This is a genomic window from Exiguobacterium sp. s149 (assembly GCF_018618395.1).
Taxonomy (GTDB): Bacteria; Bacillota; Bacilli; order Exiguobacteriales; family Exiguobacteriaceae; genus Exiguobacterium; species Exiguobacterium chiriqhucha.
In genome coordinates, this window is record NZ_JACSLZ010000005.1 from 89,313 (window position 1) to 115,247 (window position 25,935).

At 51.1% G+C, this 25,935-nt stretch carries 28 protein-coding genes and 1 tRNA gene; 13 read left to right on the forward strand and 16 right to left on the reverse strand.

Annotation, left to right across the window (positions count from 1 at the left end; all coding sequences use genetic code 11):
* The first annotated feature begins 52 nt into the window (after nucleotides 1-52).
* On the forward strand, nucleotides 53-898 hold the full coding sequence (locus KNP81_RS08695; protein ID WP_214719644.1) for an alpha/beta fold hydrolase: 846 nt from the start codon (nucleotides 53-55) through the stop codon (nucleotides 896-898).
* Between the two features lie 21 nt (nucleotides 899-919).
* On the opposite strand, the gene KNP81_RS08700 is transcribed toward KNP81_RS08695, so the two are convergent.
* The 9 genes from KNP81_RS08700 to KNP81_RS08740 all read right to left on the reverse strand — a co-directional run bounded on the left by KNP81_RS08700 (nucleotide 920) and on the right by KNP81_RS08740 (nucleotide 8,689).
* Entirely contained in the window at nucleotides 920-1,339 is a 420-nt protein-coding gene (locus tag KNP81_RS08700) for a YhfM domain-containing protein (protein ID WP_214719645.1), read from the reverse strand.
* Between the two features lie 78 nt (nucleotides 1,340-1,417).
* The gene (locus KNP81_RS08705) at nucleotides 1,418-1,834 is read right to left on the reverse strand and encodes a YhfM domain-containing protein (protein WP_214719646.1); all 417 of its coding nucleotides are present in this window, start codon (nucleotides 1,832-1,834) and stop codon (nucleotides 1,418-1,420) included.
* 81 nt (nucleotides 1,835-1,915) lie between these two features.
* Entirely contained in the window at nucleotides 1,916-2,203 is a 288-nt protein-coding gene (locus KNP81_RS08710; protein ID WP_214719647.1) for a hypothetical protein, read from the reverse strand.
* 107 nt (nucleotides 2,204-2,310) lie between these two features.
* A complete protein-coding gene (locus tag KNP81_RS08715; protein WP_214719648.1) occupies nucleotides 2,311-3,729 on the reverse strand; it encodes a sucrose-6-phosphate hydrolase in 1,419 nt (472 codons plus the stop codon).
* Between the two features lie 18 nt (nucleotides 3,730-3,747).
* On the reverse strand, nucleotides 3,748-5,178 hold the full coding sequence (locus KNP81_RS08720) for a sucrose-specific PTS transporter subunit IIBC (protein ID WP_214719649.1): 1,431 nt from the start codon (nucleotides 5,176-5,178) through the stop codon (nucleotides 3,748-3,750).
* Nucleotides 5,175-6,119, reverse strand: coding sequence for a carbohydrate kinase family protein (locus KNP81_RS08725; RefSeq protein ID WP_214719650.1), 945 nt, complete (start codon nucleotides 6,117-6,119; stop codon nucleotides 5,175-5,177). Before KNP81_RS08725 ends, KNP81_RS08720 begins: the two co-directional genes overlap by 4 nt.
* A gap of 109 nt (nucleotides 6,120-6,228) precedes the next feature.
* Entirely contained in the window at nucleotides 6,229-7,215 is a 987-nt protein-coding gene (locus KNP81_RS08730) for a LacI family DNA-binding transcriptional regulator (protein ID WP_214719651.1), read from the reverse strand.
* 47 nt (nucleotides 7,216-7,262) lie between these two features.
* A complete protein-coding gene (locus tag KNP81_RS08735) occupies nucleotides 7,263-7,739 on the reverse strand; it encodes a GNAT family N-acetyltransferase (RefSeq protein WP_214719652.1) in 477 nt (158 codons plus the stop codon).
* Nucleotides 7,740-7,825: 86 nt separating this feature from the next.
* Nucleotides 7,826-8,689, reverse strand: coding sequence for a cation diffusion facilitator family transporter (locus KNP81_RS08740; protein ID WP_021067358.1), 864 nt, complete (start codon nucleotides 8,687-8,689; stop codon nucleotides 7,826-7,828).
* A 180-nt stretch (nucleotides 8,690-8,869) separates the two neighbouring features.
* Between KNP81_RS08740 and KNP81_RS08745 the strand changes: the two genes are divergently transcribed.
* From KNP81_RS08745 to KNP81_RS08780, 8 genes are all read left to right on the forward strand, one after another.
* Nucleotides 8,870-9,181, forward strand: a complete 312-nt coding sequence (locus tag KNP81_RS08745) for a hypothetical protein (protein ID WP_021067357.1) — start codon at nucleotides 8,870-8,872, stop codon at nucleotides 9,179-9,181.
* Between the two features lie 38 nt (nucleotides 9,182-9,219).
* Entirely contained in the window at nucleotides 9,220-10,005 is a 786-nt protein-coding gene (locus KNP81_RS08750) for a class I SAM-dependent methyltransferase (protein WP_214719653.1), read from the forward strand.
* Nucleotides 10,006-10,149: 144 nt separating this feature from the next.
* Nucleotides 10,150-12,522 (forward strand): immune inhibitor A domain-containing protein, encoded by a 2,373-nt coding sequence (locus KNP81_RS08755; protein WP_214719654.1) that lies wholly within the window; start codon nucleotides 10,150-10,152, stop codon nucleotides 12,520-12,522.
* A 110-nt stretch (nucleotides 12,523-12,632) separates the two neighbouring features.
* Nucleotides 12,633-12,703, forward strand: a tRNA-Thr gene (locus KNP81_RS08760).
* Nucleotides 12,704-12,922: 219 nt separating this feature from the next.
* Nucleotides 12,923-13,735: an Rv1352/Rv1906c domain-containing protein gene (locus KNP81_RS08765; RefSeq protein ID WP_214719655.1), complete on the forward strand. Its 813-nt coding sequence runs from the start codon at nucleotides 12,923-12,925 to the stop codon at nucleotides 13,733-13,735.
* A 44-nt stretch (nucleotides 13,736-13,779) separates the two neighbouring features.
* Entirely contained in the window at nucleotides 13,780-14,238 is a 459-nt protein-coding gene (locus tag KNP81_RS08770) for an SHOCT domain-containing protein (RefSeq protein ID WP_214719656.1), read from the forward strand.
* 765 nt (nucleotides 14,239-15,003) lie between these two features.
* Nucleotides 15,004-15,393 carry a hypothetical protein gene (locus tag KNP81_RS08775; RefSeq protein WP_214719657.1) on the forward strand — a complete coding sequence of 130 codons (390 nt, stop codon included), beginning with the start codon at nucleotides 15,004-15,006 and terminating at the stop codon, nucleotides 15,391-15,393.
* A 297-nt stretch (nucleotides 15,394-15,690) separates the two neighbouring features.
* Nucleotides 15,691-16,386: a queuosine precursor transporter gene (locus tag KNP81_RS08780; RefSeq protein ID WP_214719658.1), complete on the forward strand. Its 696-nt coding sequence runs from the start codon at nucleotides 15,691-15,693 to the stop codon at nucleotides 16,384-16,386.
* 32 nt (nucleotides 16,387-16,418) lie between these two features.
* On the opposite strand, the gene KNP81_RS08785 is transcribed toward KNP81_RS08780, so the two are convergent.
* Nucleotides 16,419-16,667 (reverse strand): hypothetical protein, encoded by a 249-nt coding sequence (locus KNP81_RS08785; protein ID WP_214719659.1) that lies wholly within the window; start codon nucleotides 16,665-16,667, stop codon nucleotides 16,419-16,421.
* Nucleotides 16,668-16,813: 146 nt separating this feature from the next.
* Between KNP81_RS08785 and KNP81_RS08790 the strand changes: the two genes are divergently transcribed.
* The 3 genes from KNP81_RS08790 to KNP81_RS08800 all read left to right on the forward strand — a co-directional run bounded on the left by KNP81_RS08790 (nucleotide 16,814) and on the right by KNP81_RS08800 (nucleotide 18,286).
* A complete protein-coding gene (locus tag KNP81_RS08790; RefSeq protein ID WP_021067352.1) occupies nucleotides 16,814-17,170 on the forward strand; it encodes a PilZ domain-containing protein in 357 nt (118 codons plus the stop codon).
* Nucleotides 17,171-17,257: 87 nt separating this feature from the next.
* Entirely contained in the window at nucleotides 17,258-17,890 is a 633-nt protein-coding gene (locus KNP81_RS08795; RefSeq protein WP_214719660.1) for a hypothetical protein, read from the forward strand.
* Between the two features lie 123 nt (nucleotides 17,891-18,013).
* Entirely contained in the window at nucleotides 18,014-18,286 is a 273-nt protein-coding gene (locus tag KNP81_RS08800) for a hypothetical protein (protein ID WP_021067350.1), read from the forward strand.
* Between the two features lie 72 nt (nucleotides 18,287-18,358).
* On the opposite strand, the gene KNP81_RS15380 is transcribed toward KNP81_RS08800, so the two are convergent.
* Together KNP81_RS15380 and KNP81_RS08805 are read right to left on the reverse strand one after the other, a co-directional pair.
* The gene (locus KNP81_RS15380) at nucleotides 18,359-18,493 is read right to left on the reverse strand and encodes a hypothetical protein (protein ID WP_021067349.1); all 135 of its coding nucleotides are present in this window, start codon (nucleotides 18,491-18,493) and stop codon (nucleotides 18,359-18,361) included.
* A gap of 56 nt (nucleotides 18,494-18,549) precedes the next feature.
* Nucleotides 18,550-21,213, reverse strand: coding sequence for a cation-transporting P-type ATPase (locus KNP81_RS08805; protein WP_214719661.1), 2,664 nt, complete (start codon nucleotides 21,211-21,213; stop codon nucleotides 18,550-18,552).
* 251 nt (nucleotides 21,214-21,464) lie between these two features.
* Between KNP81_RS08805 and KNP81_RS08810 the strand changes: the two genes are divergently transcribed.
* Nucleotides 21,465-22,499 carry a PTS sugar transporter subunit IIC gene (locus KNP81_RS08810; protein ID WP_214719662.1) on the forward strand — a complete coding sequence of 345 codons (1,035 nt, stop codon included), beginning with the start codon at nucleotides 21,465-21,467 and terminating at the stop codon, nucleotides 22,497-22,499.
* Nucleotides 22,500-22,541: 42 nt separating this feature from the next.
* On the opposite strand, the gene KNP81_RS08815 is transcribed toward KNP81_RS08810, so the two are convergent.
* The 4 genes from KNP81_RS08815 to KNP81_RS08830 all read right to left on the reverse strand — a co-directional run bounded on the left by KNP81_RS08815 (nucleotide 22,542) and on the right by KNP81_RS08830 (nucleotide 25,870).
* Nucleotides 22,542-23,588, reverse strand: a complete 1,047-nt coding sequence (locus KNP81_RS08815) for a lipid II:glycine glycyltransferase FemX (RefSeq protein ID WP_214719663.1) — start codon at nucleotides 23,586-23,588, stop codon at nucleotides 22,542-22,544.
* 230 nt (nucleotides 23,589-23,818) lie between these two features.
* Nucleotides 23,819-24,817 (reverse strand): Gfo/Idh/MocA family oxidoreductase, encoded by a 999-nt coding sequence (locus KNP81_RS08820; protein ID WP_214719664.1) that lies wholly within the window; start codon nucleotides 24,815-24,817, stop codon nucleotides 23,819-23,821.
* Between the two features lie 59 nt (nucleotides 24,818-24,876).
* Entirely contained in the window at nucleotides 24,877-25,365 is a 489-nt protein-coding gene (locus tag KNP81_RS08825; RefSeq protein ID WP_029595557.1) for a GNAT family N-acetyltransferase, read from the reverse strand.
* A 79-nt stretch (nucleotides 25,366-25,444) separates the two neighbouring features.
* Complete coding sequence (locus KNP81_RS08830) at nucleotides 25,445-25,870, reverse strand: OsmC family protein (protein ID WP_214713668.1); 426 nt, start codon at nucleotides 25,868-25,870, stop codon at nucleotides 25,445-25,447.
* Nucleotides 25,871-25,935: the final 65 nt, after the last annotated feature.

A 25,935-nucleotide genomic window follows, 5' to 3' on the forward strand; every position in this document is an offset into this window, starting at 1 on the left:
CATGAAATAAAGTTATTTTCCATTACAATCGGTTTAAGGAGGCCATTCCGTTTTGAAACATTACGCGCACGTCAACGGCACGAAAATCGAATATATGGACCGTGGTCACGGTCCGGTCATCATCCTGATTCATGGGACCCAGTCGTCAAGCCTCGAACCATACCATGTGGACCGGCTCGTCGTGTCCGGTTTCCGGGTCATTGTCCCATCCCGTCCCGGCTACGGTGAGACTCCGTACTCATTTTCAGCCTCACCGCAAGCGTTCGCCGCTAGCTTGCGTCGCATGATGGAAGTCATGGCCATAAATCAGTATCACGTGTACGGCATCTCGGCCGGGGGACCAACCGCCATCGAGCTCGCGTCGCAGAATGAGCATGCGCTCAGTCTCACGCTCGCGGCCGCAGTGACGAGTGTCGTCGACTTCCCGTATCGGCACTACGTCAGCCGTAACGTCGCCCAACCGGCGTTCATCGCACTACAGTTCGCGATGAGAAAGTTCGTCCTCCGGGCGATTCAAAAACAGCCGTTCGAAGCGACAGCCCGCATGATTCAATCGACGAGCCTGCTCGCACTCGATGTCATTCGTGACGAAGTGACCCCGTACGATATCTTCTTATTGAAACGGGTCGCGAACCAAATGGCGTTCGGTCTCGGTGCCCAGTTCGACTTGCGGCAACAAGTGACCGATGAAGCGCTGCTCGGGGTGACGTGCCCGACGTATATCGTCCACTCCAAAAATGACAAGGCCGTGCCGGTCCGACACGCGCATCATGCGAAGCGACTCATCCCGCATGCCCAGCTCACCATCTTGAACAGCCCCGGCCATTTGATTTGGATCGGGCGTCAAGCGCGAAAGAGTGAGCAACGAATTGAACGCTTTATCCGCTTCAACTCGTAAGACGCCAGCAAGGCGTCTTTTTTAGTCACCTGACTCGAGGAGCCCAATCAATTCCTCTGTCACGTCAGCGGGCAGGCGGTAACCAATGTTCGTGTCGTCCGCGTCGTAAAGGCTGCTGTCCGATTTCGGATCATCATTGAGCCACAGGTAATAGCGGTCCGTCTCCCCATCTTCGAACCGGATTTCGATATCGTATTCCGGTCCGACCACATTGGCAACACCTGGAATTTCGTCTGCCTCACGAAGCATGTTCTCGAATACTTGAATCGCTTCAGGTTCGTCGAACGTCACGATGTCACTCTCCTGAAAACTTGAGAATCCATCCGATTCCGAGACACGGACCTCTTCCATCCCATCCGTCCGGAAATCGTTCGAGCCACAGCCGGTCAAAGTAAGTGTTAATACAGTCAGACCAAGAACTGATATATGACGTTGTTTCATAAAATAGACTCCCTCTGTCTGTATATGGTTGATATACGCAAATCAAGCAGGTAAAGTTTCACATCACACGTCAGTCGGTCACTCATCCACCCCAAGCACTTGAATCAACTGATTCGTCGTGTCTCCCGACACGCGATAGATAAAGTGTGGATGGGTCACGTCCATCAAATAGCTCGGTTGCTGTTTCTGACCGAGCCAAAGCTGATACTGTGCCATCACGCCGCCCTTCCAATGAAGTTCCAGGTCAAAGTCAGGTTCCCCGTGAATGGAATCTTCGAGCGCCTCATCTGCATTCCGCAACATGTCCGCAAACGGTCTCACTTTCTCGATTCCATTGAACATGATGAAATCCGTCTCATTGAACGAACCGATCCCTGACGACTGGGCGACTCGCGCTTGAATCATTTCTTCTCTATCCAATTCACTTTCCTCCGGCTCTATGAAAGCCTTGAACATCGCCGAAGCCACTGTCATAATGGCTCGATTTCGTTTCATTCCCTCCACCCCATTCGCGTTGATAGTCATCTTTTACGAAAATCCGGACGAAAGGTTTCACAATTTTTGACATCGAATCACTCATGCCTGTCTTCGCGATCTCTCTAAGAAAATCGGCAACAGGTTCAAGATGATTGAGATGCTGGTGAGAACCCATAATGCCCGTCCCATACCTGGTATGACATCCGCCAACGCACTCCAATCCTCCGCTTCGACCCAGACAGATAAATAGCTGTAATCCGCGCATACTGTCAATGCTGTCAAGGACAACGCAATCGCCATCGGCAGCTTGTAATCTTTCCCGACGCTGAACGTATATAAATTGACCAGTGTCGCCCCAATCGCCAGTAATCCCAAAATCATCCACACGTAAACCATCCCCTTTATCATATGTAATTTATTACCTATTCTCAGAATAGCATATAGTGCTCAATTTAATGGGAAACAAAAAAGCCGAGCCGAAGCTCAGCTTTTCCTTATTGATACGTCCAACCGGTCAGGCTCGCAGTCGCGCCTTCGTAGCGCAACTGTTTCTCGAGCTCGCTCGGGAAGACGCGAAGCGTAGCGACCGCTTCACCGTCATTGACGAAGCACTCGACACTCGACGAGTCGACGAACACATGGAGCGACGTCACGGCAATCGCTTTCGTCCGTGTCGTGCCATACTCGGTCGCGAACGGCTCGCCGGCATTCGTCCGGTCGATTGTCAATTCGCCCGCCGACGCGTCGTAACGGATGACGAGCGACTCGTCTCCGACTTGAAGCAAGTCGAGGCTGAAGTCTAAGCCGTCCGTTTTCAGCTCCAGCTCGTACCGTTCCGGTGTCGCGACGCTGATTGACGTTCCAGACTCATCGAGGAATGTGTCTTGGCGAAGCGTTGTCATCTCCGTTACCGGACGCTGCTTGAGCGATCCGTCCTCGATTGTGAGCACACGCGGTAACGTCAAGGCGTGGGCCCAGCCGAACCGGTCCGTCGGATACTCGATTTCCGGGAGTCCCATCCAACCGACGAGAACGCGACGTCCGTCCTGTTCTGTCGTCTGTGGAGCGTAAAAATCGAAACCGAAATCGAGCTCCTCGAACGCGCCGTGTATGAACGTCAACGTTTTAAGGTCGAGCTTGCCGATCAAGAATCCGGACTGATAGATGTTGTGATAGCGATGCCCATCCGGTTCAATCCCTTGCGGCGAGAAGACGAGGACATGCTGCCCGTTCAGTTCGAACACGTCAGGACATTCCCACATGTAGCCGAACGAATCGAGTCCCGTCTCAATCTCACCAAGGAACGTCCACTCGTCCAAGTCGCTTGAGCGATACAACACGACGCATCCTGTCTCGTCCGTGCGTTGTGCGCCGACGACGGCGTAATAGATACCGTCCTCGATCCACACTTTCGGGTCACGGAAGTGTTCGGTGTACCCGGCCGGAACGTCCGGGATCGCGACGTTACGTCGCTCAATCTTCCCATCTCGTAACACACCGATTACTTGCGAGGCGTGACGCGTCCAGTCATCCGTCCGATGATTGCCGGTGTACATGACGTGGAGTTCTCCGTCCTTCACGAACCCGCTGCCTGAATAGGCACCGTGTGAATCTTCGGTCGTCTCCGGGACTAACGCTACCCCGCGGTCCGTCCACTTGACGAGGTCGGGTGATGTGACATGATACCAATGCTTGAGACCGTGTACCGGTCCGAGAGGGAACCACTGATAAAACATGTGATATTCCCCGTTGTAATATGTGAATCCGTTCGGGTCGTTCAGGAGTCCCGTCGGCGGTTGGATGTGGTATCCGAACCGCCACGGGGAAGCCGCCGTCTTTGTGCGGAGCGTCTCCATCTCGAGGGCACTCACGTCACGTAACGAGCGATAACGCTCTGCCTTCGTCCAACTCATAACATCACTTCCTTTTTCTTAAGCTGCTTCTTTTACTGCTTCTTTTTTCGCTTGGCGTTTTGCGAGCACGAACGTCAATCCGAAGGCGACCGCGAAAGCGATGGCCATACCGATGATATACGAGATGATTGACGCTGGTGCAATCGAGATGATCCCTGGAAGACCTGCCGCACCGAGGGCGACGGCAAGGACTTCACGTCCGACGATGAACGCCGAGGCGATTCCTGAGCCGATAATGGCCGCGATGAACGGATAGCGTAGTTTCAAGTTGACCCCGAACATGGCCGGCTCCGTGATTCCAAGGAGTGCCGAGATACCAGATGCCGAAGCGACACCTTTCATCTTTTGATCACGTGTCAAGAAGAAGACAGCGAGTGTGGCCGCACCTTGTGCGACGTTCGACATAGCTGCGATCGGGAAGATGAATGATCCGCCCGTACGTGCGATATCGGCGAGAAGTTGCGTCTCGATAGCGATAAAACTGTGGTGCATCCCTGTGATGACAATCGGTGCGTACAAGAGACCCATGACGAGACCGCCGAAGAAGCCGAGTGAGTCGTACGTCCAAACGAGACCGTCGATAATCAAGTTACCCGCTTCACGCGTGATCGGTCCGACGAAAGCGAACGTGACGAACGCCGTAATGAGGAGCGAGAGGAGCGGTGTGAGCAAGATATCGAGTGAAGCTGGCATGAATTTACGGATATTGATTTCAAGTTTCGACAAAATATAAGCGGATACGAGGACCGGTAACACTTGTCCTTGGTAACCGAGTTTCTCGATTTCAAAGCCGAGAATATTCCAAACCGGGATATCGCCGACCGTTGCTTGTGCATAGGCGTTGACGAGGTCCGGGTGAACCATGATCATCCCGAGCGCGGCGCCAAGGTACGGGTTACCCCCAAACCGCTTGGCGGCGGAGAAACCTATCAGGACAGGTAGGAAGACGAAGGCGGCGTTCGCGAATGTGTTGATCATCGCGGCGAGATCAGCGATGCCAGGGTACTGGTCAATCAATGAGCTGCCGTCGAAGAACAAATCAGGTGCCGTGAGCAAGTTGTTGATCCCCATCAAGAGACCACCGGCGACGATGGCCGGGATGATCGGGACGAAGATATCCGATAACATCTTGACGAACTGTTGGAGCGGGTTGCCTTTCTTTGCGCCGGCCGACTTGACGTCGCTTGTCGACATGTCGCCGAGCCCTGTCAATTGAGCAAATTCGGCGTACACTTTGTTGACCGTACCTGCACCGATGATGATTTGGTACTGGCCACCGGTCGAAAAGGTTCCTTTGACGACGTCTAAGGCGTCCAATTTCTTCTCATCGACTTTTGATTCATCGTTCAAGACGAGGCGGAGCCGGGTCGCACAGTGGGCCGCGGCGGCGACGTTGTCTTTCCCGCCAATCGCCTCTAAAATCGCTTCTGCTTCTTGTCTGTAGTTCATGCTGGTTTCCCTCCTAGCGCTTCAAGCACGCGTTGTTGTGATGGTATGGCTGGAATCGCGCCGTAGGCCGTACACGTGAGTGCACCGGTCACGTTCGCATATTCGATGTCCTGCAAGAGTCGGTCGTCATCCATCCCGAGTGTCGACAACCGATATAGATAGGCTCCGACGAAGGCGTCGCCCGCTCCCGTCGAATCGACGCTGTCGATTTTCACTGAAGCGATCACGTCTTTGACATCTTTCGTCGCAATCAGTGTCCCGCGCGAGCCGAGCGTGATGGCGATTCGTTTCGCACCCGCTTCAAGCAGTGACGCGATTGCGCCGTCTAAATCGTCAAGCCCCGTCAACAAGTGCGCTTCTTCTTCGCTCAATTTGACGAAGTCGGATTCAGCGATGAAATGGAGCGAATCTTGTTTGAACGCCTCGAGGTCGGTCACGAGCGCGTCCCGATAGTTCGGGTCGAACGAGACGAACAGGCCGTCACGCTTGGCGAACTGGAGCAGTTTGAAATAGGCGTTCTTTAACTCGCCGTCGAGGAGTGCCGTCGCCGAGCCGAAGTGGACGATGTCCCCTGATTTGAAGACCGACAAGTCGATTGACTCGAAGGCATAGTCGCCATCGCTGCCGCGTCGAAACGTGAAGTCTCGCTCCCCGTCCTCTTGAATCGAGACGAACGCAAACGTCGTGTCCCCTTCCTCCACCAAGTTTTCGACACCGACGCCATTGTCGACGAGCGTCTGTTTTAAAAAGCGCCCGAACGGGTCTGCCCCGACTTGACCAAGGAAACTTGAGCTTCCGCCGTGTTTACTGACGACCGCGGCGACGTTTGCCGGTGCTCCCCCTGCTTTCTTTACGAAAGTCGTTCCGTTGACGAGGTCGCTCGACGCGTCCTCACAAACCCAATCAATCAATAGTTCACCAATGCAATGTACGGTGTTCATCCGTCCACCTCCATGTCCAAATGTGTTGCTTCGTAGCTTCTATCGAACCGGTTCCATAAGCGAATAAAAAATGTTGCGGAACCGGTTCCGCAACACAAATGTAAACGATTTAATTTAAAATGTCAACGCTTTCGCGCAATTTTAATTCAAAAATTGTGAACGTTTTCATCGGGATGGTTTCACCTGTTAACAACTGGAGAATCATGTCAGCCGCTCGGGACCCGGTCCGACGGTATGGGAGGTGGACCGTTGTGATGGACGGATGGAGCACTTCGGTGAAATCATAGCCTCCAAATCCACTCACCGAGATGTCGCCCGGGACCGTCTTGCCGGCGTTGGCAAGTCCCTTCAATACGCCGAGAGCGATGTTGTCGGTCGCACAGACGACGAGTGACGCCGACAGTTCATGCCCTATCTGAGCCCCAATCGGAATCGCGTCATCGATTTTAAATGACGTCGTGTACGTCTTCACATCCGCCCCTGCCTCGTTGAAAGCGCGTAAGAAACCGTCACGTCTCGTTTGACCGACGGCGATGTCGTACTCCTCGACACCCACATAGATGACATCGCGATGCCCCCAATCCATGAACTGCTTTCCGAGGGCGTACGCCGCGTCAAAGTCGGGATAGACGAGGCTATGAACGTGTCCATGTTCCTGACCGATCAATAGGACTGGGATTTGAATATCTTTTATCGCCTGTAAGTGCCGTTCCGTCACGGTCGTCCCGAGCCAGATGATGCCGGCCACTTTTTGTTTCGCCAAGTTATATAGCTGCTCAATCTCCCGTTCGGTCTGTTGGGCAGTGTTGACGACGAGCATTTGATACCCGCGTTCGGTCAGTCGTTCATCGATGCCCATCATCGTCCGCGAAGCGGCATAGGAATCGAGCCGCGGGACGATGACACCAATCATTTTTGTCTGTTTTGACTTCAAGCTTTGCGCGAACTGGTTCGGCTCATAGTTCGTCTCTTGGATGACGCGCTCAATCTTGTCTCGGGTCGCCTGTCCGACCGAGCCCCCGTTCAAGTAACGGGAAACGGTGCTTTTCGCGACCCCGGCCAGTTTGGCGATGTCATTGATTGTCACTTGTTTCATCTCAAAAACCTCCATACGAAAAAACTGACGCGTCAGACGCCGTCAGTTCAATGGTTGATTACATATCGTTTTTTAAAGTTTAAATAGTAAAGACCGTTCCGTTTCTCGAAGCCGTTCTTCTCGAGGACATGGCGTACCGCTTTCTGATGCGGACTAGTCGGCGGGATGCCGGCACGAACGGTATGCCCTTCTTTCAAATCGGATTGCTCGAGCGCGAGGCGAAGCCCTTCAGTCGCATAGCCCTTGTCTTTGTATGGGTCAAACACCATCAAATCAAGCTGATAGACACGAGCCAGTTTCAAGAGCAACACTTTTCCGACGACTTGACCATCGACACGGAGGTCGTAATAGAAGTCTTCCCCATAGCTATGGGCGTCGGCTGAGTACACCTGCTCTTCGCCCATCTCGACAAAGATGCCTTTTAACTCTTCGGCTGACATGCCGTAAGAACTTTGACCGTATTTTTTAAAATGCTCATATTCGATCTCATCAATCTGACGAATAGGTTGACGCACGATTTCCATCCCGTGCCCTCCTTAACAGTTATCTCATTGTCTTTCCACACTCATTATATACGAACGGCGCCGTGAAGCGCAAAAGATAACCGAAATCAGACCGGTTCGATGTGAATGTGGACTGTATCGACGGCATGGTGTTCGTCGAGTTCGCGCTCGATGTCATCACATAAATCGTGCGCCTCCTCGACGGTGAGGCTTCCTTCGACGGCAATCGTCACATCGAGCATGACGTGATTGCCGAGGTGACGTCCTTTGATTTCACGGACTTCCTTGACGGCATCAAAGTGTTGGATTGTCTCTTCATACGAATCGACAAGGTCCGGTGGGAACCCGTCCGAGAGCTGATGGGTCGCGTCGAGAAAGATTTGAATCGCCGTCCGGATAATCATCCCCGCGATGAGGACGGCGAGCACCGTATCCATCCACGGCAATTTAAAGTAGGCAAACAGGACGCCGAGCGTAGCCCCGATTGAAATCATGGCGTCGGCGAGATTGTCTTTCGCTGCCGCCTTCAAGGCGAGTGACCGGGTCTGCTTGGCCAATCTCGAATTGTACGCATATACGCCGAACATGACGAGCGCACTCACGAACGCGACGACGGCCGCGAGCGGGTTCGGTTCCACGTATTCGCCCCCAATCAGAGTGGCGATACTGTTCAATAGAACGAACACCCCAACGGCGACCATGATCAGTGATGCGACGAGTGCGGCGAGTGTCTCCATCTTGGCGTGCCCGTATTTATGTTCCGCGTCTCGGGGCAGCGCGGCGATGCGAATGCCGATATAGACGGCGATTGAAGCGATGATATCGGTCGTGTTATTGAATCCGTCGGCGAGGACGGCTTCCGAATTATACAAATAACCGAATACGACTTTTAGGACAGATAAGACCAAATACGTCGTGATGGATAAAATGGCGCCTTTGAGCGCTTTCGGTGGATGAGTTGTCGACTGCATCCGACCACCTCCTTATTAGCTAAGTCAGTATACCAGTCGAATGTCGTGTGGGCATAGAGAAACAGTGTTTCCCTCAGTCAAATAAAATGGAATATATTCCCGGTAGTTTCGTCTTTCGATAATTATGGTAAAGTAAATGAGAAGATACCTAACGGTTACCCAACAAAAGAGGTGAAACGAATGTTTACAGAACGTGATGGAATCAAGCTTCGTTTGGAACAAATTGACAGATTACTCGCCGATTTGAACCGAGAAGCAAAACAATTGATGGCTCGTCTACGCGAACTCGACGCAAGCGGTGAAAACCCGCATGAAGTGACGCTCAAGCCGGAAGATCGCGACACGCTCAAATCGTCAATCGATGAGACGCTCGAAGCGCTTCAAAGCCGCTCGAAACGCCCGATCAACCCGAACGATGAGAAGAAGAAAGAACTCGCCTCGCATAAGGCGCTCATCGATGAATTGTCGGATTTACTCAGCAAGAAAAAATGAGACGCCTCTGCGTCTCATTTTTTCAGTAAGGAGATACTATGACTTATATCGTTACGACTTGTTTACGCCCGACCGAGGCAACCATCGAACGGGCCGCGGCTCACGCAGCAACGTACGACGTCCGTTTTATCCCCCGACGCAAACACTCCATCGACACGTTAAAGCAACGCCACCAGACAGGCGTCCTCGTCTTTGATAAGCGCCGTGTCGAATATACCCCGCTCGACGGAGATGAACCGTTCTTTTTCCACCCATCGAGCTCGGTTTTCCGTGTGAAGCAACTTGCGCGCGGTGGGAACGACCCGCTCGTCGATGCTGCCGCAATCAAGCCAGGTGACCGAGTCCTAGACTGCACGCTCGGGCTCGGTTCGGACAGCATCGTCCTCAGTCACGCCGTCGGTCCGACCGGTCGCGCCGTCGGACTCGAGAGTGAGTTCGTCACCGCGATGCTCGTCAAGGAAGGCCTGACCGTCTGGAAAGAGAAACACGACGCGGTCAATGAGGCGATGCGTCGACTCGAGGTAGTTTGGATGGAAGCCCTCACCTATTTGAAGACATGTCCGGACGATTCGTTCGACGTCGTCTACTTCGATCCGATGTTCGAAAAGACGATTTCAGAATCGGTTCACTTGAACCCATTACGATCGCTCGCCAATACGAATCCACTGTCTTTTGAACTCATGACGGAGGCCCGTCGTGTCGCGGCCAGACGGATTGTCCTAAAGGCTCATTTTGAGAGTGAGACGTTCGAAACGTTTGGATTTAAAAGGATTGTTCGCAAAACGTCCAAATTTCATTACGGCATCATCGATGTAGAGACTTGACCCCTTAGGTCTTTAGGACCAATCGGGACGAAAGTCTCTTTTTTTGATTCTTATTTTCTGAATATTGACATTAATCCGACACAAGTTTAATGTTGGATTCAAGCTCACACAATTTCCCATTATTTTCACAGGAGGTTAGTACAAATGAAAAAACGTTCCATCCGTCGCACGACGCTCGCCGTCGCGCTGACATCGGTCATGAGCGTCAGTGCGATCCCGGCCGTCGGTGCCGCTCCACTCGCCGCCTCACCGCTACCAACCCCGAGCACGAATGCTCCATTCGATCACAACATCATCGATGAGGATCGGCTCGCCAAAGCGCTCGAGAAACGAGGCGTCATCAAAAAAGGGCTTTCGGCTACTGAGCGCCACAAGGCCGTCGATGCCTATATCGAGAAGAAGCAAGGCAATGCGAAAGACGCCCATAAGCACGGCTTGAACGATAAAGCCGCTGAAGCGAAAGAGAAGATACATAACCAATTCGAGAAAGAATCGAAACGTCTCCTCGACAAAGCGAAAAAAGGACAAGCGAACTATCGGAAAGGCAAGCCGAACGGTCAAGTCAAAGTCGACCCGGCCAAGCAAGCTGGCTATAACGGAGCCGTCCGTGAAGACAAAGTACTCGTCCTTCTCGTCGAGTATAGCGACTTCAAACATAACAACGTTGTACAAGAAGAAGGCTATCTCTATAGCGACAACTTCAGTAAAGAACACTACGAGCAGTATATGTTCGGCGATGAGTCGTTCGAACTGTTCAACGGTGAAAAAGTCCAAACGTTCAAACAATATTATGAAGAGCAGTCGGGCGGCAGCTACACGGTCGACGGCACGGTTTCTGACTGGTTGACTGTCCCGGGTACGGCGAAAGACTACGGTGGTGATAATCCGGCTGGCGGGAATGACAACATCGGACCAGGTCCGCGTCAACTCGTCAAAGATACGTTGAACGCGGCGGTCGCCTCAGGCATGGACCTCGCCGAATACGATGAATACGATTTATATGACCTCGACGGTGACGGCGACTTCAACGAGCCGGACGGCTTGGTTGACCACTTGATGATCATCCATGCCGGTACTGGCCAAGAAGCGGGTGGCGGTGTCCTTGGTGATGACGCAGTCTGGTCACACCGTTGGGTCGTCGGGAACAGCCCTTACCGTGTAGCTGGAACGACAGCAGACGTCCCGTACTGGGGCGGTCAAATGGCGGCATTCGATTATACGATTCAACCGGAAGACGGCGCAGTCGGCGTCTTCGCTCACGAATATGGTCACGACCTCGGTCTTCCAGATGAATACGACACACAATACACAGGTCAAGGCGAACCGGTCCAATCATGGTCGATCATGAGTGGCGGCAGCTGGGCTGGTAAAGTGGCAGGTACGGAGCCGACGAGCTTCTCGCCACAAAACAAAGAGTACTTCCAAAAATTGATGGGCGGCAACTGGGCGAACATCACGGAAGTTGATCTTGAAGACATCACACAACAAGGTTTCGTCTCGAAACTCGATCAATCCGTGACGAAATCGACGAACCCTGGATTGTTGAAAGTAAACCTTCCAGACAAGAAAGTAAAAGGCATCGAGCCAGCATTCGGCGAGTATTACTACTACTCGACAAAAGGCGATAACTTGCATACCGAACTCGCAACACCGACGGTCAAACTCGGCGCGGACGGTACGCTCGCTTTCGACACACGTTTCGATATCGAATTTGACTATGACTACTTGTACGTGAAAGCACTCAGCGGCGGCAAAGAAGTCGTCCTTGACGTCTACGGCGATGACAACACTGGAAACGGTGCGGAATCGACGAACGGTGCTTGGGTGAACAAATCGTACGATTTGTCTCAATTCGTGGGTCAAGACGTGCAAATCGTCTTCGAATACGTGACAGACGGTGGACTTGCCCTTGAAGGGTTCGCACTCGACAACTTGTCGATTACGTCAGGCGGTCAATCGCTTCTCGCAGACGATGCGGAAGGCGCAGAGAAAGTCACGCTCGACGGTTTCGTCAAGTCGGACGGCTATGACACGAAACCTCACTACTATTACCTTGAATGGCGCAACCATGCTGGTGCAGACACAGGTCTCTTGAACGGCCGTGGCGTCAAGTACAACACAGGTCTCGTCGTCTGGTATGCGGATGATTCGTTCTCAGACAACTGGGTCGGGATTCACCCGGGTGAAGGTTTCCTCGGTGTCGTCGACTCGCATCCTGAGGCCCTTATCGGTAACTTGAACGGTCAAGAGACAGTCGCTGGCAGCACGCGCTACCAGATCGCAGATGCGGCGTTCAGCTTAGATAAGACGCTCCCATGGTACATCGATTCACCGAGCCGTGGCATCTATGACTACAAAGCTCAACTAGGCGTGAAACAGTTCAACGACGCCAAAACGTACATCAACTCGCTCATCCCAGATGCGGGCCGTAAACTTCCACAATACGGACTCGTCGTCGACGTCGTCGGCGAAGCGAAAGACAATTCGGCTGGAGCTGTTTGGGTCCGGACGAAGTAAGCTTGATCCAACGCACCCCCGCCCTTCTCACCATGAGGAGGACGGGGGTCTTATTATTCTAAAAAAGCTTGAAATTTCATGACAGACTGTGTAACATACTAGATGTAACCGCCTCTGTAGGTTAGTGGCAGACCTCAGCAATGGTAATGCTGCAGCACGAGTTCGATTCTCGTCGGAGGCATCAAAAATACCGCTCAACTAAGCGGTTCAGAGCACTTCCTGTATATTGCAGGAGGTGCTTTCTTTTTTGTCATTGAACAAAAATTGCACAATTTGTTTTTCATTGTCGAAAATAATAATTCTTTGTCGAACGATTACTATAAATCTCCTTTTAATGTAAAGCGATTTGCATAAATCCGATGATATACTAAAGCCGAATTGAAAATAGGAGGTAATTTTTATGAGGATTTTCGAAAAAACTTGGTTTGTTATTCTGACGTTAATCTTCTTCTTCCCATTGGGTCTTTTCCTAATGTGGAAGTATGAAAAGTTTAACAAAGTAGCTCGAATTATCGTCACTGTCGTCATTGGCTTAGCTGCATTCTCAACATTCACAGGCGATCCGGAAGATACGGCTACACAACCTTTAGTAGAAGAACCTGCAACCGCAACAGCTGACACAAGCGAGGAAGACAAAACGGCGGCCGAAGAAGCGGCCAAGAAAGAGGCTGAAGAAGCTAAGAAAAAAGAAGAGCAAGAAACAGCTCTGGCCGAAGCGCAAGCTGCTGAAGAGGCCAAAGGAAAGCAACCTGCAGGAAACTATAAAGTTGGAACAGATATCGACGCTGGAACTTATTTGATTGTAGCCGATGGTGGAATGACGTATTACCAGCTCGCTAAAGACTCGACTGGCGAACTTACATCAATCATTACAAACGATAATATAATAGGGCATGCTATTTTAACTATGAACGACGGCGAATATCTAACTGTCTCGAGCGGCTGGTTCATGCCATTAGATAAAGTGAATGACGAACTGAAGCCTAAGAGCGGATATTACGTTGAGGGTATGTATCGAGTAGGGACTGATATCCCCGCCGGTGAATACCAAATCGAACCCACTTCGGGCATGGGTTATTACGAAATCACAAATGGCACACGAGGCAACCTAATGGATATCGTTACAAACAACAATATCGAGTCTCCGACATATGTCACGATTTCAGATGGTCAGATTTTGAAAATGAATGGTACACAGATTAAAGTTAAATAATTTCTCACACCATATACCCGATTATAGTTAGGGAGGAAATAGCAATGAGTAACGTATTCGATTTCAAGTCGAATGGTAAAACAACAGTGACCGTAGAGAATGGATTTATCAAGATTTCACGACGTGGTTTTATGAACCGAATCAACAACGGTGGCGGTGATAAAAATATTCGCATCAGCTCGCTCTCTGGGGTTCAAGTGAAGAAGCCTGGACTCACGACAGGTTACATCCAATTCATCTTCTCGGGAAGTAAAGATACAGCGGGCGTCATGGATGCAGTGAAAGATGAAAATTCAATCTTATTTGTAAAAAAAGAGTACTACCTTGCTTTAAAACTTCGTGATTACGTCGAGGATCTGCTAGCTCAACCGACTCAACAAACCGTTGCTGCCACTTCAATCAGCGCAGCGGACGAATTATTAAAACTCAAGCAACTGCTCGATGCAGGCGTTTTATCACAAGATGAATTTGATGCGCAAAAGACAAAATTGCTAAGCAGTTAATCTTCTGATATTGTGCACTGTAAAGTCATACTCACCGCCCATGCACAGGCGAATTCAAAGTTTTTCAAACATTTTCTTATAGTTTCAAGACTTTAAACCCACATAACGGCGCGAATTCTCGAGCGTTCGCATTCCCACGAAAACCAAAATAGAAACGGTGATGCTACAGCACGAGTTCGATTCTCGTCGGAAGCATCAAAAATACCGCTCAACCAAGAGGTTCAGAGCACTTCCTGTATCTTGCAAGAGGTGCTTTTTATTAATTCGTGAATGAAGCTTTGACAGACGACAAAAACGCCCCTAAGGACGCTTAATTGCTCATTTGATGCATTCCCTAGTCTTTTCTAAACTTTTAACTGATCATTCAATTTGTTTTCTTTGGGTTGATAGCTCTCTTTAGAAGTGAAAAAGAAAATGATAGACAGTATAAAAAGTGCTACAGGAAATATTACTAAAGAAGGATTAAATTTAGTGGAACTGACAGCATACTCGCCATACAAATAAATCGTCATCCATAAAGAGTTACATAATAAAATCACTGCCGATATAACTTTCATAATTTGCCCACCTTTCAAGTGATATTATAACTGATTTCTCGAGTCACTTCCGCTCCTTTCCTAAAATAAACAATATTGTCATTTCCATAAGTCCATTAAAATAGGTTTATAATTACAATTAAAGACCTTATTTAACAAATGTGGTTATGTGTAGTGTGGGTGCTACAATTTACATAATGGAATGGACAAAATGAAAGGAGTGATAATAGTGTTAGATCTTTTATTCATGTTGTCCGGTTCGGTATTAGCTGTCTCTTTCCTACTTCATTCTGCGACAAAAGGCGAGATTAAAAAGGATAATGAGTTGCAAGGAGTCCCAACAAAGAAAATGCTCAAAATGAGAAGGGTATCTGGACAAATAATGGGTGTGCCTGGAGCGGTTTTATTGTTCGCGTTTGCGATTTACCTTTCTTCACCGTCTAAGGATACTGGAGTATCTGAGACTAATAATGTCGAAGCAACCGAGACCGAGTCAGATAGTCAGATAGAAGAACAAGTGAAATTAGGACCGTACTCCGTAGCAGCGATTCCGAATAACGTTCCTTCCCCATATATCATTCAATACAATGAGCTTGCGCACAGCACTGTGCAGACCTAACACCCACGCTCAGGATAATTTACAATTTATTCCACAGAATTTTAAAGTTTCATATTAGTAGAATCCCCAAATGACACGATTCTTCAAATGTTTCAACTTCCACGAAAAACCAAAATAGTAATGGCAATGCTGCAGCACGAGTTCGATTCTCGTCGGAGGCATCAAATGAAGCGACCTTTCCTTATCAGGACAGGTCGCTTTTTCTTTTGGTCATGGAAACTGTCTTGACACAGTTTCCGTTCCTCTATAAACTTGTAAAGTTGACAGAATGAATGATTTGGAAGGAGTACGATCCCCATGCTCAATGAATGGTTATGGATTCCTTCTGCCTTGCTCACGCTCGGTCTGCTCGTCCTCAGCTACAAGCTGTTCGGACGCGTCGGACTGTTCGCCTGGATCGCGATGGCCTCGGTCGTCGCCAACATCCAAGTGACGCAGCAGATTGTAATCGGTGGTTTCATCTTTACTCTCGGGAATATCGTCTACGGTTCCCTTTATTTAGCGACAGATATCTTGAATGAAAAATACGGTCGTCACACCGCCCGTAAAGGCGTCTGGCTCGGCTTCTTCATCTTGATTGTCTCGACCGTGCTCATGCAATTCGCATTGCTTTATGAGCCGTTTGAAGAGGCACTGTTCATGCATGAGAGCTTCAAAGCGCTGTTCTCGATGCTTCCGCTCATCACGCTCGGTAGTCTCGCCGCGTACCTCGTCTCGCAACTGTTCGACGTCTTCATCTATTCGAAGATTCGCGCCAAAACGGGTGAGAAAAAACTGTGGCTTCGGACGACCGGTTCGACCGTCGTCTCTCAGTTCATCGATACGCTCACTTTCTGTACGATTGCCTTCTGGGGCATGGAATGGGATATCTGGTGGAACATCTTCATCACGACATATGTCGCCAAGTTCATTATCGCCTGGATGGCGACACCGTTCATGTATTATGCGAAACGGACCGTCCCACAGGACGGCGAGACAGAAAAAGCTGCTTAATCAAAAACCGCGAGCCGATGGGCTCGCGGTTTTTACTTTCCTTTGATATGAAGCCGCACCGCATAAGGGCGTGCATCTTCAAGCGACGATTTCTCCCGACAAACGGTGAGCGCCACGTACGCGTCGATGGCGAGCGCCTCGATGGCCTCGTCCGTCGCCTCGACCTCTAGTATGGTGTAGGGCGGCAGTTGTTCCAATTTGATCCACTGCCCGTGTAGATTTTTCGCGTAGATGATTGGTTCGTCGATCGAATAGCGTCGGAGTAAGTCCTTGACGTTCATACGATCCCTCCTTCACCAACTCTGTCTTTCTATTATAGAAAGCGTTTGCAATTCTGTAAACCGCGCTTCCTAAATTTTGGTGGCTTCACCCCTTCACGATTCACTTCAAATAGCCGATAATCTAGGTAGAGAAATGAGGTGAACCGATGCGCTATCGACGACAAGAAACGTTTCGCTATATTTTACCGAATCCCCGCTTCATCCCATATCGCCTCATTTGGGAAGACAAAGAACTGCATGACGGGGAAGCACAACTGCTCAATATCAGCGCCCACGGTCTGAAGATGCGGTGCGACTACTTATTCCCACTTTCCGAAGGGCTGAAAGTTCAGGTCAAATTGGATCTCGTCCCGTTGATTCAACCGCTCGACTTAACGGGCCACGTCAGGCACCGCGGACAAATGGGAAGTTTATATGATTACGGGATCCGACTCGAATCAGACTCAGACGAGACCCAGCAACTCGTGACGATGATTAAAGCGTATGCTCGTGAAAATCAATGAGAACGTGTCGATTGACACTTCTCATTTTTTGTTCGCTTGATTCCAGGGTATACTAATGGAAACAGAGACAGACTCGAGGTGTTGGGCATGACTAGAAAGTTTTTACTCATTCCGTGGTCCACTGCGATTGCTATCGCGCTCCTCGGTCCGAATGAACCGTTCTCGAGCCGGTTTTTGCTCGATTTCATCACGTATAATACGGACGCCTATGAAGGATATTCGCTTTCCCTTTTCAGCATCCTAGGCGTCTATCCGCTCGCCTTGTTCCCGCTTCTTTGGTCTGAGGTGAACCAGTTGCGCCCGAATCCTCTCATACCGGCAGCGACCGGTTTCATCGTCGGCGGCTTCATCATTGCCCCGTACTTGGCGTTCGCGCGGCAGTCGCCTTATCCGACACCGATTAAGCCGCTCCCGACGCGACTGCTCGGGGTGCTACTCTTGCTCGTCACGATTGGCTTGTTCATCGCCGCATCAACGACCGGGAACGTGGCCGAATATTGGTCTTACGTCGAACAGAACCAGTTCGTCCGGACGATGACGGTCGATTTCGTCTTGCTCGCCTTCATCCAAATCACGTTGATGAATCGGGATGCCAGGCGCTACAAGATGAGTTTGTGGCCTCTGCCTTATATCCCCTTGTTCGGTTTGTTGTTCTGGCTAATCATTCGCCATAAACAACCGTTCAACGAGGCACCACCGAACCGCCACAAATTAAAATGAGACGAGCCCCTTTCACATTCAACAAGGAAGGGGCATCTCTATGGAAACCGGGATGACGGTTCCCAAATCAGTCCAGCTCCTTTATACTGAGAATTCAGCTTACAGACGAAAGAAGGTACACCAATGAGATTTTTTAAAGTGATGACGCATACGAACGACAGAGGCGAAGACATCATCTTGAGCGAATACTTCAAAATTAACGACAAACAAGTCGATCAGTTTTTGAAGGACACGCTCGAGCTTGATATGTACGACCAGAAAGTGACACTGAAAGAGTGTCAAATCGCCAAAGACCGTTGGGAATGTCCGGTCGGCGATTTCGTCGTCGTCGAGTATTTCAATGAGAAAGAATTCGACAAGATGACCGAGTATCGCAGCCCGGCACCGAAGAAATAACAGTAAAAAGGGATTTCCGACATTGATCGGAAATCCCTTTTTGTATGAAGCGCCTATCAAGCATCGGCGTCCTTAGTTTGAGTCGTCATTGTCCTGTTCCGGGTCCGGATCTGGATGTTGGGTCGGTGCCGGTTTAGTGGCCGGATCTGACTCTTCATCCGGGACTGGATCTGGGTGTACCCCAGGTTGTGATTCATCACGTTTCATTGAGCATCCCTCCTCTGCATAATGCTTTAATTCCACATTCCGTCTTCACTAAAACATCAGTGTATGTCTTTGTTACCGATGACACGACGCGAGATGGCTTTCTCGATTTCGACGATGACAAAGACGATGAGACCGAACGCGACCGGATAAATCCAGTCTTGCAGCTCGATCGGTGCCGTACCGAACAGCGTATGCATGAACGGGACGTAGGTGATGAACAACTGGAGCCCGATCAGTAGTGCTGAGACGACAAAGGCGATTTTATTGTCGAAGAAATGACGGTTGAACGCTGGCGCGAGCTCCGTCCGACAGTTGAACAAGTGGAACAGTTGCGCCATGACGATCGTATTGAGCGTAATTGTCTGCAACTTATCGGTCGAATAATCGAAATCACCGAGCATATAGTTGATAATTAAACTACCGCCCCCGATTAAGATCGAGACGAACGTTATGCGGAAAATGTAATAGCGACTTAACAACGGCACGTTCGCAGGGCGCGGCGGCCGTTTCATCGTGCTCTCTTCAAGCGGCTCGAATGCGATAGCGAGCGAGAGCGTGATGGCGACCACCATGTTGACCCAGAGGATTTGAACCGGGCTAAGTGGTGCCGCTGCACCAAGCAAGATACTCATGGCGACGAGAAGTGCTTGTCCACCGTTTGTCGGGAGCAAGAACAAAATCGTCTTCTTCAAGTTATCGTAGACACGGCGTCCTTCACGGACGGCGTTGTAAATCGTCTTGAAGTTGTCATCGACGAGGACCATCTGCGAGGCCTCTTTCGCGACTTCCGTTCCTTTAATCCCCATCGCGACACCGATGTCGGCCCGTTTCAAGGCTGGTGCGTCATTGACGCCGTCTCCGGTCATCGACGTGATTAAGCCGTTCTGTTGCAACCCTTTGACGAGACGAAGTTTATCGTTCGGGCTCGTCCGGGCGAAGACATCATTATGAATCGACGCCTCTTTGATTTCTTCGTCGGTCATGTTCGTCAATTCTTTCCCTTCGAGGGCACCTTCGACTTCCATACCGAGTTCTCGCGCGATGGCGACGGCCGTGTCTTTATGGTCGCCGGTAATCATCTTGATACGGATTCCTGCGTCACGACAAGCCGCGACCGCTTCAATTGCTTCTTGACGTGGCGGATCGACGATACCATAAAGCCCGAGGAACGTGATGCCGTTCTCGACGTCTTCGTGGTCGACCGTCTCTTTCGAGGCGTCGACTCGCTTGAAGCCGCCTCCGAGCACGCGTTGTCCGCGATCGGCAATCTCTTTTCGTTTCTCATCCCAATAGGCGCGGTCAAACTCCGTGTCTTCCGCCATATCGAACAGGCGGTCCGGCGCCCCTTTGATGAAAATCATGCGCTCGCCTTTATAATCGACGAGCGTCGCCATATATTTGTACTCCGAATCGAATGGAATCTTCGAAATGACGTCCAAACGTTCGATTGGCCGCTCCGCCTTCTCGGCGAGCGTGAGCAAGCATGCTTCCGTCGGGTCACCATTGACGACCCATTCGCCGCCTTCTTCATACAACTGGGCGTCATTACACGTTTTCCCGACCGTTAGCAAATCGATCATCGACTCGTCATCATCCAAATCGAACGGTTGGCCGTTCAATTCCAAATCACCGTCCGGCTCATAACCGCTCCCTGACACTTCGATGTCGTGTTTAGCCGTGACGACTTGTTTGACGGTCATCTCATTTTTCGTCAACGTCCCGGTCTTATCGGTACAGATGACCGATACGGCACCGAGCGTCTCGACCGATGGTAAGCTGCGGACGATGGCTTTCTTCTCGGCCATGTTCCGGACACCGAGCGCAAGGATGATTGAGATGACTGCCGGTAATCCCTCTGGAATCGCGGCGACGGCGAGACCGATTGTCGTCAGCATCAACTCAATCGGATCGAAATCGCGGACGAAGTAACCGAACGCGTAAATGACGACCGAGATGACGAGGATGGCGATGGATACCGTCTGACCAAACTTCGTCGTCTGGCGAATGAGCGGCGTCTTCACCGTCTCGACTTCAGCAATCGAGGCGTTGATTTGGCCGAGTTCCGTGCCTTCTCCGATTGACGTGACGATTGCTTTCGCGCTTCCTGTCGCCACGCTCGTACCCGAATAAATCATGTTTTTGCGATCACCGAGGACGGCGTCTTCCGGGACGACTTGAATTTTCTTCTCGACCGTCGTCGCTTCACCCGTCAATGCCGATTCCTCGACTTTGAATTTCTCGGCTTGGATGACACGGGCGTCAGCCGGGACCTTGTCCCCGGCGGCAAGGACCAAGATGTCCCCTACGACGAGGTCACTCGAGTCGACTTGGCTCTGCTTGCCGTCACGGATGACGCTCGCTTTCGTCTCAAGTAACTTTTTGATACCTTCTAACGCTTGCTCGGCCTTGTTCTCTTGAAGGTAACCGACGACCGCGATAATCGTCACGACGAGCACGATGACGATCGTATCGATGTACTCCCCTAAAAAGCCGGTGACGACAGCGGCACCAAGTAAGACGAAGACAAGAATATCATTGAATTGACGCAAAAATTTTATGATTTCAGGTGTCTTCTCTTTCTCGGGCAGTACGTTCTTCCCGTACTGCTCTTGCCGATTTGACACTTCCCCTTTTGACAGACCGCTGTTTGTGTCCGTCTCGAGCAAACTCTTTACCGCATCCGGTTCGAGTGCGTGCCAGTTTTTTGTCTCCATTTGCATCTCTACTCCTCCTTGGTCATTCCTATATCAAAAGTCTTTCCCCTTTCTGTTCCCACTCCGGACCGGACTGACACATATGAGCTTGTTTTTTCGTGAATTTCACAGTTAATTTTGTTCACAATTATCCAATACCTAAGATGGAAACGCTACCACCAAAAAAAGTCGTGTCAGATGGATGAAATGGCTTTACAGAACCGTTCGAATGGTTAACTATAGAGGAAATATAGAACAGAGAGAAAGAGGTACACCATATGGTCATTATTCAAGGTATCGCACTTTTACTGTTGATTCTTGCCTTATTCACATTATTCAGCTACAAAGCTCCGTTCGGGATGAAAGCGATGGGCGCCCTAGCCGGCGCCGCCATCGCCAGTTTCTTGGTCGAGGCATTCAACGCCTACGCCATCGGCGGTCTGCTCCCGCTTCCTTTATATGAAGAAGTCGGACAAGCAGCCGGTTCATTATCAGGTCCGGCCGCAGCCGCGCTCGTATCGATTGCCCTCGGCATCAATCCGGTCTACGCGCTCATGCTCGGACTATCGGTCGCGGGCTTCGGGATTCTTCCCGGCTTTTTCGCCGGCTACATCCTCGCGCTCGCCGGTCGTAAATTAGACCGGCACTTGCCGGCCGGTGTCGACATGATTTTCTACGTCATCATCATGGCTCCGCTCGCCCGTCTCGTGGCGACAGGCGTCGATCCGCTCGTCACGAACACGCTGACACAAATCGGTGCGGTCATCGAACTCGCCGCGACACAGAACCCGGTCGTGATGGGACTTGTCCTTGGGGGGATCGTCACGGTCGTTTCGACGTCGCCACTCAGCTCGATGGCACTCACGGCGATGCTCGGCTTGACAGGTGTGCCAATGGCCATTGCCGCCCTTGCGTTGACGGCGTCGATTTCGATGAACTTCTTGCTGTTCAAGCGCTTGAACATCGGGACGAAGAAAGACCAACTATCGGTCGCAATTGAACCGCTCACGCAAGCAGACCTCATCTCGGCGAACCCGATCCCGATTTACAGCGTCAACTTCGTCGGCGGTGCGATTGCCGGACTCATCGTCGCCATGACCGGCATGGTGAACGATGCCCCAGGTTCTGCTGCCGGGATTCCGGGACTGCTCGTCATGTACGGCTTCAATGATTGGCAGACCGTGACCGTGACGGCGCTCATCTTGTTCGGAGTCGGGATCGTGGCCGGACTCGTAGGTAGTAAGCTGTTCAAAAACTTCCCAATCACGCGCCAAACCGAAAAAATGGCTGTTTCTGACGAAGAAGCCGCTTAATACAAAAAGGTTCTCACTCGAAATGGAGTGAGAACCTTTTTGTTATCGTTCCGCTTGCACTTCGGCGACCGTCTCTGCGACCGGTGTCCGATAGAGCGGAAAGAAATCAGATGGTCCGTGGCGGAGCAGATGATCTTGATTCAACCGGTGATAGACCACCTCGTCGAGCACGGCTTGACCGATGTAATACGTGAGCGGCTCGTCACTCGAGAAATTCTGCTTGAAATGAAAGAGCGCATCTTCCCCGGTCGCACCGCCACCGAGATGAAGGTACACCTTGTCCTTCTCGACCGCTCGACGAATCATCTCCCGGAACAAGAAGTGGTTCGGCCGGAGCGCCAAATAGTCCGCTTCCGACCCGCCAAGATGATAGTGGGCCCCGTCATCTCCGAACAACATGAACACGCCCGCCACGATGATGCCGTCATGGACGGCAAACAATAATTCCGTCTCACACGTATCGCTGTTCCATAGGTCCTCGAAGTATCGGTCCGGGAAGTAATAGATGTCGTTCGCAGCACGCCGGTCCATCGTGGCCCGATACAGTCGAATGAACTCACACAGTTCATTCGACTGCCCACGAGCGACCGTCACCTGTTCACGTACAGCACGCTTCACGTTCCGTTTCGTCATCTTGCTGAAACGTTGCTCAAGCTGTTCGAACGAATCATCAAGTCGGACGTGGACCGTCTGCCGAATCGGGACGGCTTGCCCAAATACTTGCATCAAGTCCGGATCGACGCGACATGGATGATAACGAATCGTCTCGGTGACGGTTGCTTGATTTTCAGGGCGTTGCAGAAAAAGTCTGCGTGCCTCCTTGACGTCCTCGTTCGTGAAGTTGCCTTTACGGAACGGGCCGCCATAACCGTACGCCGTCACGAGGTCGTCGTGGCGATGCGCGATCGGACGACGGATGTACGGGTAGAGTAAGATCCCGTCATCTTTGGCCGCGATATACAACTCAGGCTGCTCGCCGGGTTCACAGTTGGCCAACACGTAGTCGTAATGGTCATACGAATCACAGTTGACCTCCCGCAACCAGTTCTCCCACTCCCAACGGTGTTTCACGATTTGATTGAACATCATCCGTTCCCCTCTTCCTAATATTCGTCATTGGTTCGAAGCGTGACAGGACAGTCTGAAGTCGTTTCCTATGTCCTGTTCCCATTCACCGCTGACTATTTGAAAGAGACGGATAGCTTTTTGTTGTTAACAAACATGAAGCGAGTTTGTTCATTCACAATAAAATCATCATGATTTCTTTTAAATTATGGAAAAAGACGACCGTGCCGAACACGGCAGGTCGCCCTACAAAATTATGAGTTGAAGTCGAGGACACGTTGGGAACGGGACGACTCACGGGCCGTCTCGATGACACGTGTCGTCAATAGCGCGTCCTCAAGTAGGACGAGCGGACGTCGTGTCGTATAGCTATCCGCGAGCGCTTGATAGAATGTCACATAGCCGCCCGGTTCGATGTCAATCGTTGTTTCCGAATCCGTGACGACCGCTCCGGTCTCACGGTCGGGGCATCTGACTTCTCCGTTCCGGAGACACGCCTCCTGTGGATCGAGCCCGAATTTGAGGAAGCTGCCTTCCGTCCCGTGCACTTCGAACCGCGGCGCCTCGATGGCGATGAACGGGTTCGAGCGAAGATAGACCCGCTTCTCTCCATAATGCAACGTCACATGGAACCCATCATCGGACTGGCCCCCGTCACGTTGAACCATGACATCGGCCGATACTTTGTCCGGCTTCCCGAACAAGACGAGTGCTTGGTCGATCAAGTGGCTGCCGAGGTCAAATAGAATGCCCGCGCCCGGCCCAGCGTTCTCGCGCCAACGGTCACGGACAGTCGGACGGAACCGGTCGAACCGTGACTCGACGACTTTCCAATCACCGAGACGATGTTCCTCGAGCAATCGTTTGACAGTCAAGAAGTCTCCGTCCATTCGGCGATTATGGAAGACGTTGACGATTCCCTCACTTGCTTGTTCGAGCGCGATCAACGCCTCCCCTTCCTCTGTCGTCACGAACGCCGGCTTCTCGACGAGCACGTCTTTCCCCGCTGTCAGGCACCGTTCGACCATGTCTTTATGTAAATGGGATGGCGTCGTGATGACGAACAACGAGGCCTCTGTTGCAAGTGCCTCATCTAGCGTCGTATACACCGTGACGTCGCCAAGGACGGCTCGTACGTCTTTAGGGCGTGATGAGACGACACCAGCGATATGGAAGTCATCGAGCTCCTGTAAAAATGGTAAATGGAATGTCGTCGCGGAAAAACCGAAACCGACAAGTATTGTGTTGATCATCTTGTTTCCTCCCATCAATTCGCTTCTCAGTATATCAAAAAAAGGGGTTGGTCGACCCCTTACGCACTGACACTCTCATCCATATTGTATTCGAACGTGTTGTATCCGTCCCGTGAGTCCACGAAGACGAAGCCAAACCGTGGATAATAACTATTCAAGAACGCATTGTCAGCCACACAGTCGAGCCGAATCGGTTCATGTGTGTCGGCCTCACGCAAGACGTGCTCCATCAGTTGCTGACCGACGCCTCTGCCTTTCAATCGTTCGCTGACGACGATCCGATGGATGTATTGACCGCGTTCGCCATCTTCCCATAAATTGTGGTCCCAGTCATCTGCCGGAAGTAAGGCGATCGAGGCCAATACCGATTCGTCTTGCTCGTACACGTAAACGTGTCCCGAGGTGATGTCCGTCTGCACCCGATCCATGAGGTCCTGCTCCAAATATTCCGTCCATTGGTCGCTACCTTGTTGTTTTAACGCTACGGCTCGTTGTTCGATTAGGTCCGCGATGTGCTTGGCATCGCGTTTCGTCGCGAGTCGAATCATAACGTCCTCCTTTGTATTGCAGTATTTGAAATACAAATATAACGGACTGTTTCGACTCGTTTCAACCATCTTGCTCACATCACGTGAACGGGACGACCTCGCCTCCGTTCAACTGGTAACTATACGTCATTGTCGCGTTCAGACTGTGCGATACGGAACAGTAGCGATCAACCGACAACTCGATGGCACGACGGACCCGCTCTTCAGGCATGTCCCCATCGAGGACGTATAAGATGTGAATCGCCGTGAACTTCTTCGGATGTTCCGTCGCCCGGACACCGTCGATGTTCATCTCGAACCGCTCGAGCGGTAAGCGCATCTTATGCAAAATCGAGACGATATCGATGCCTGTACAGGCCGCCGTCGCCTGCAGGAGCATCTCGGTCGGCCGTGGACCGGTGTTGAGACCACCGACTTCCTCCCCGGCGTCGAGCGTCACATCATGCCCCGACGGCGTCGTCGTCTGGAACGCCATCCCTTGTTTCCAATTCACTTGTAAATGCATCTCTGTCTCCTCCTTATGTTTCGATAGCTTACTATTCCCTTGAATGAGGTATTATTAATCTATGC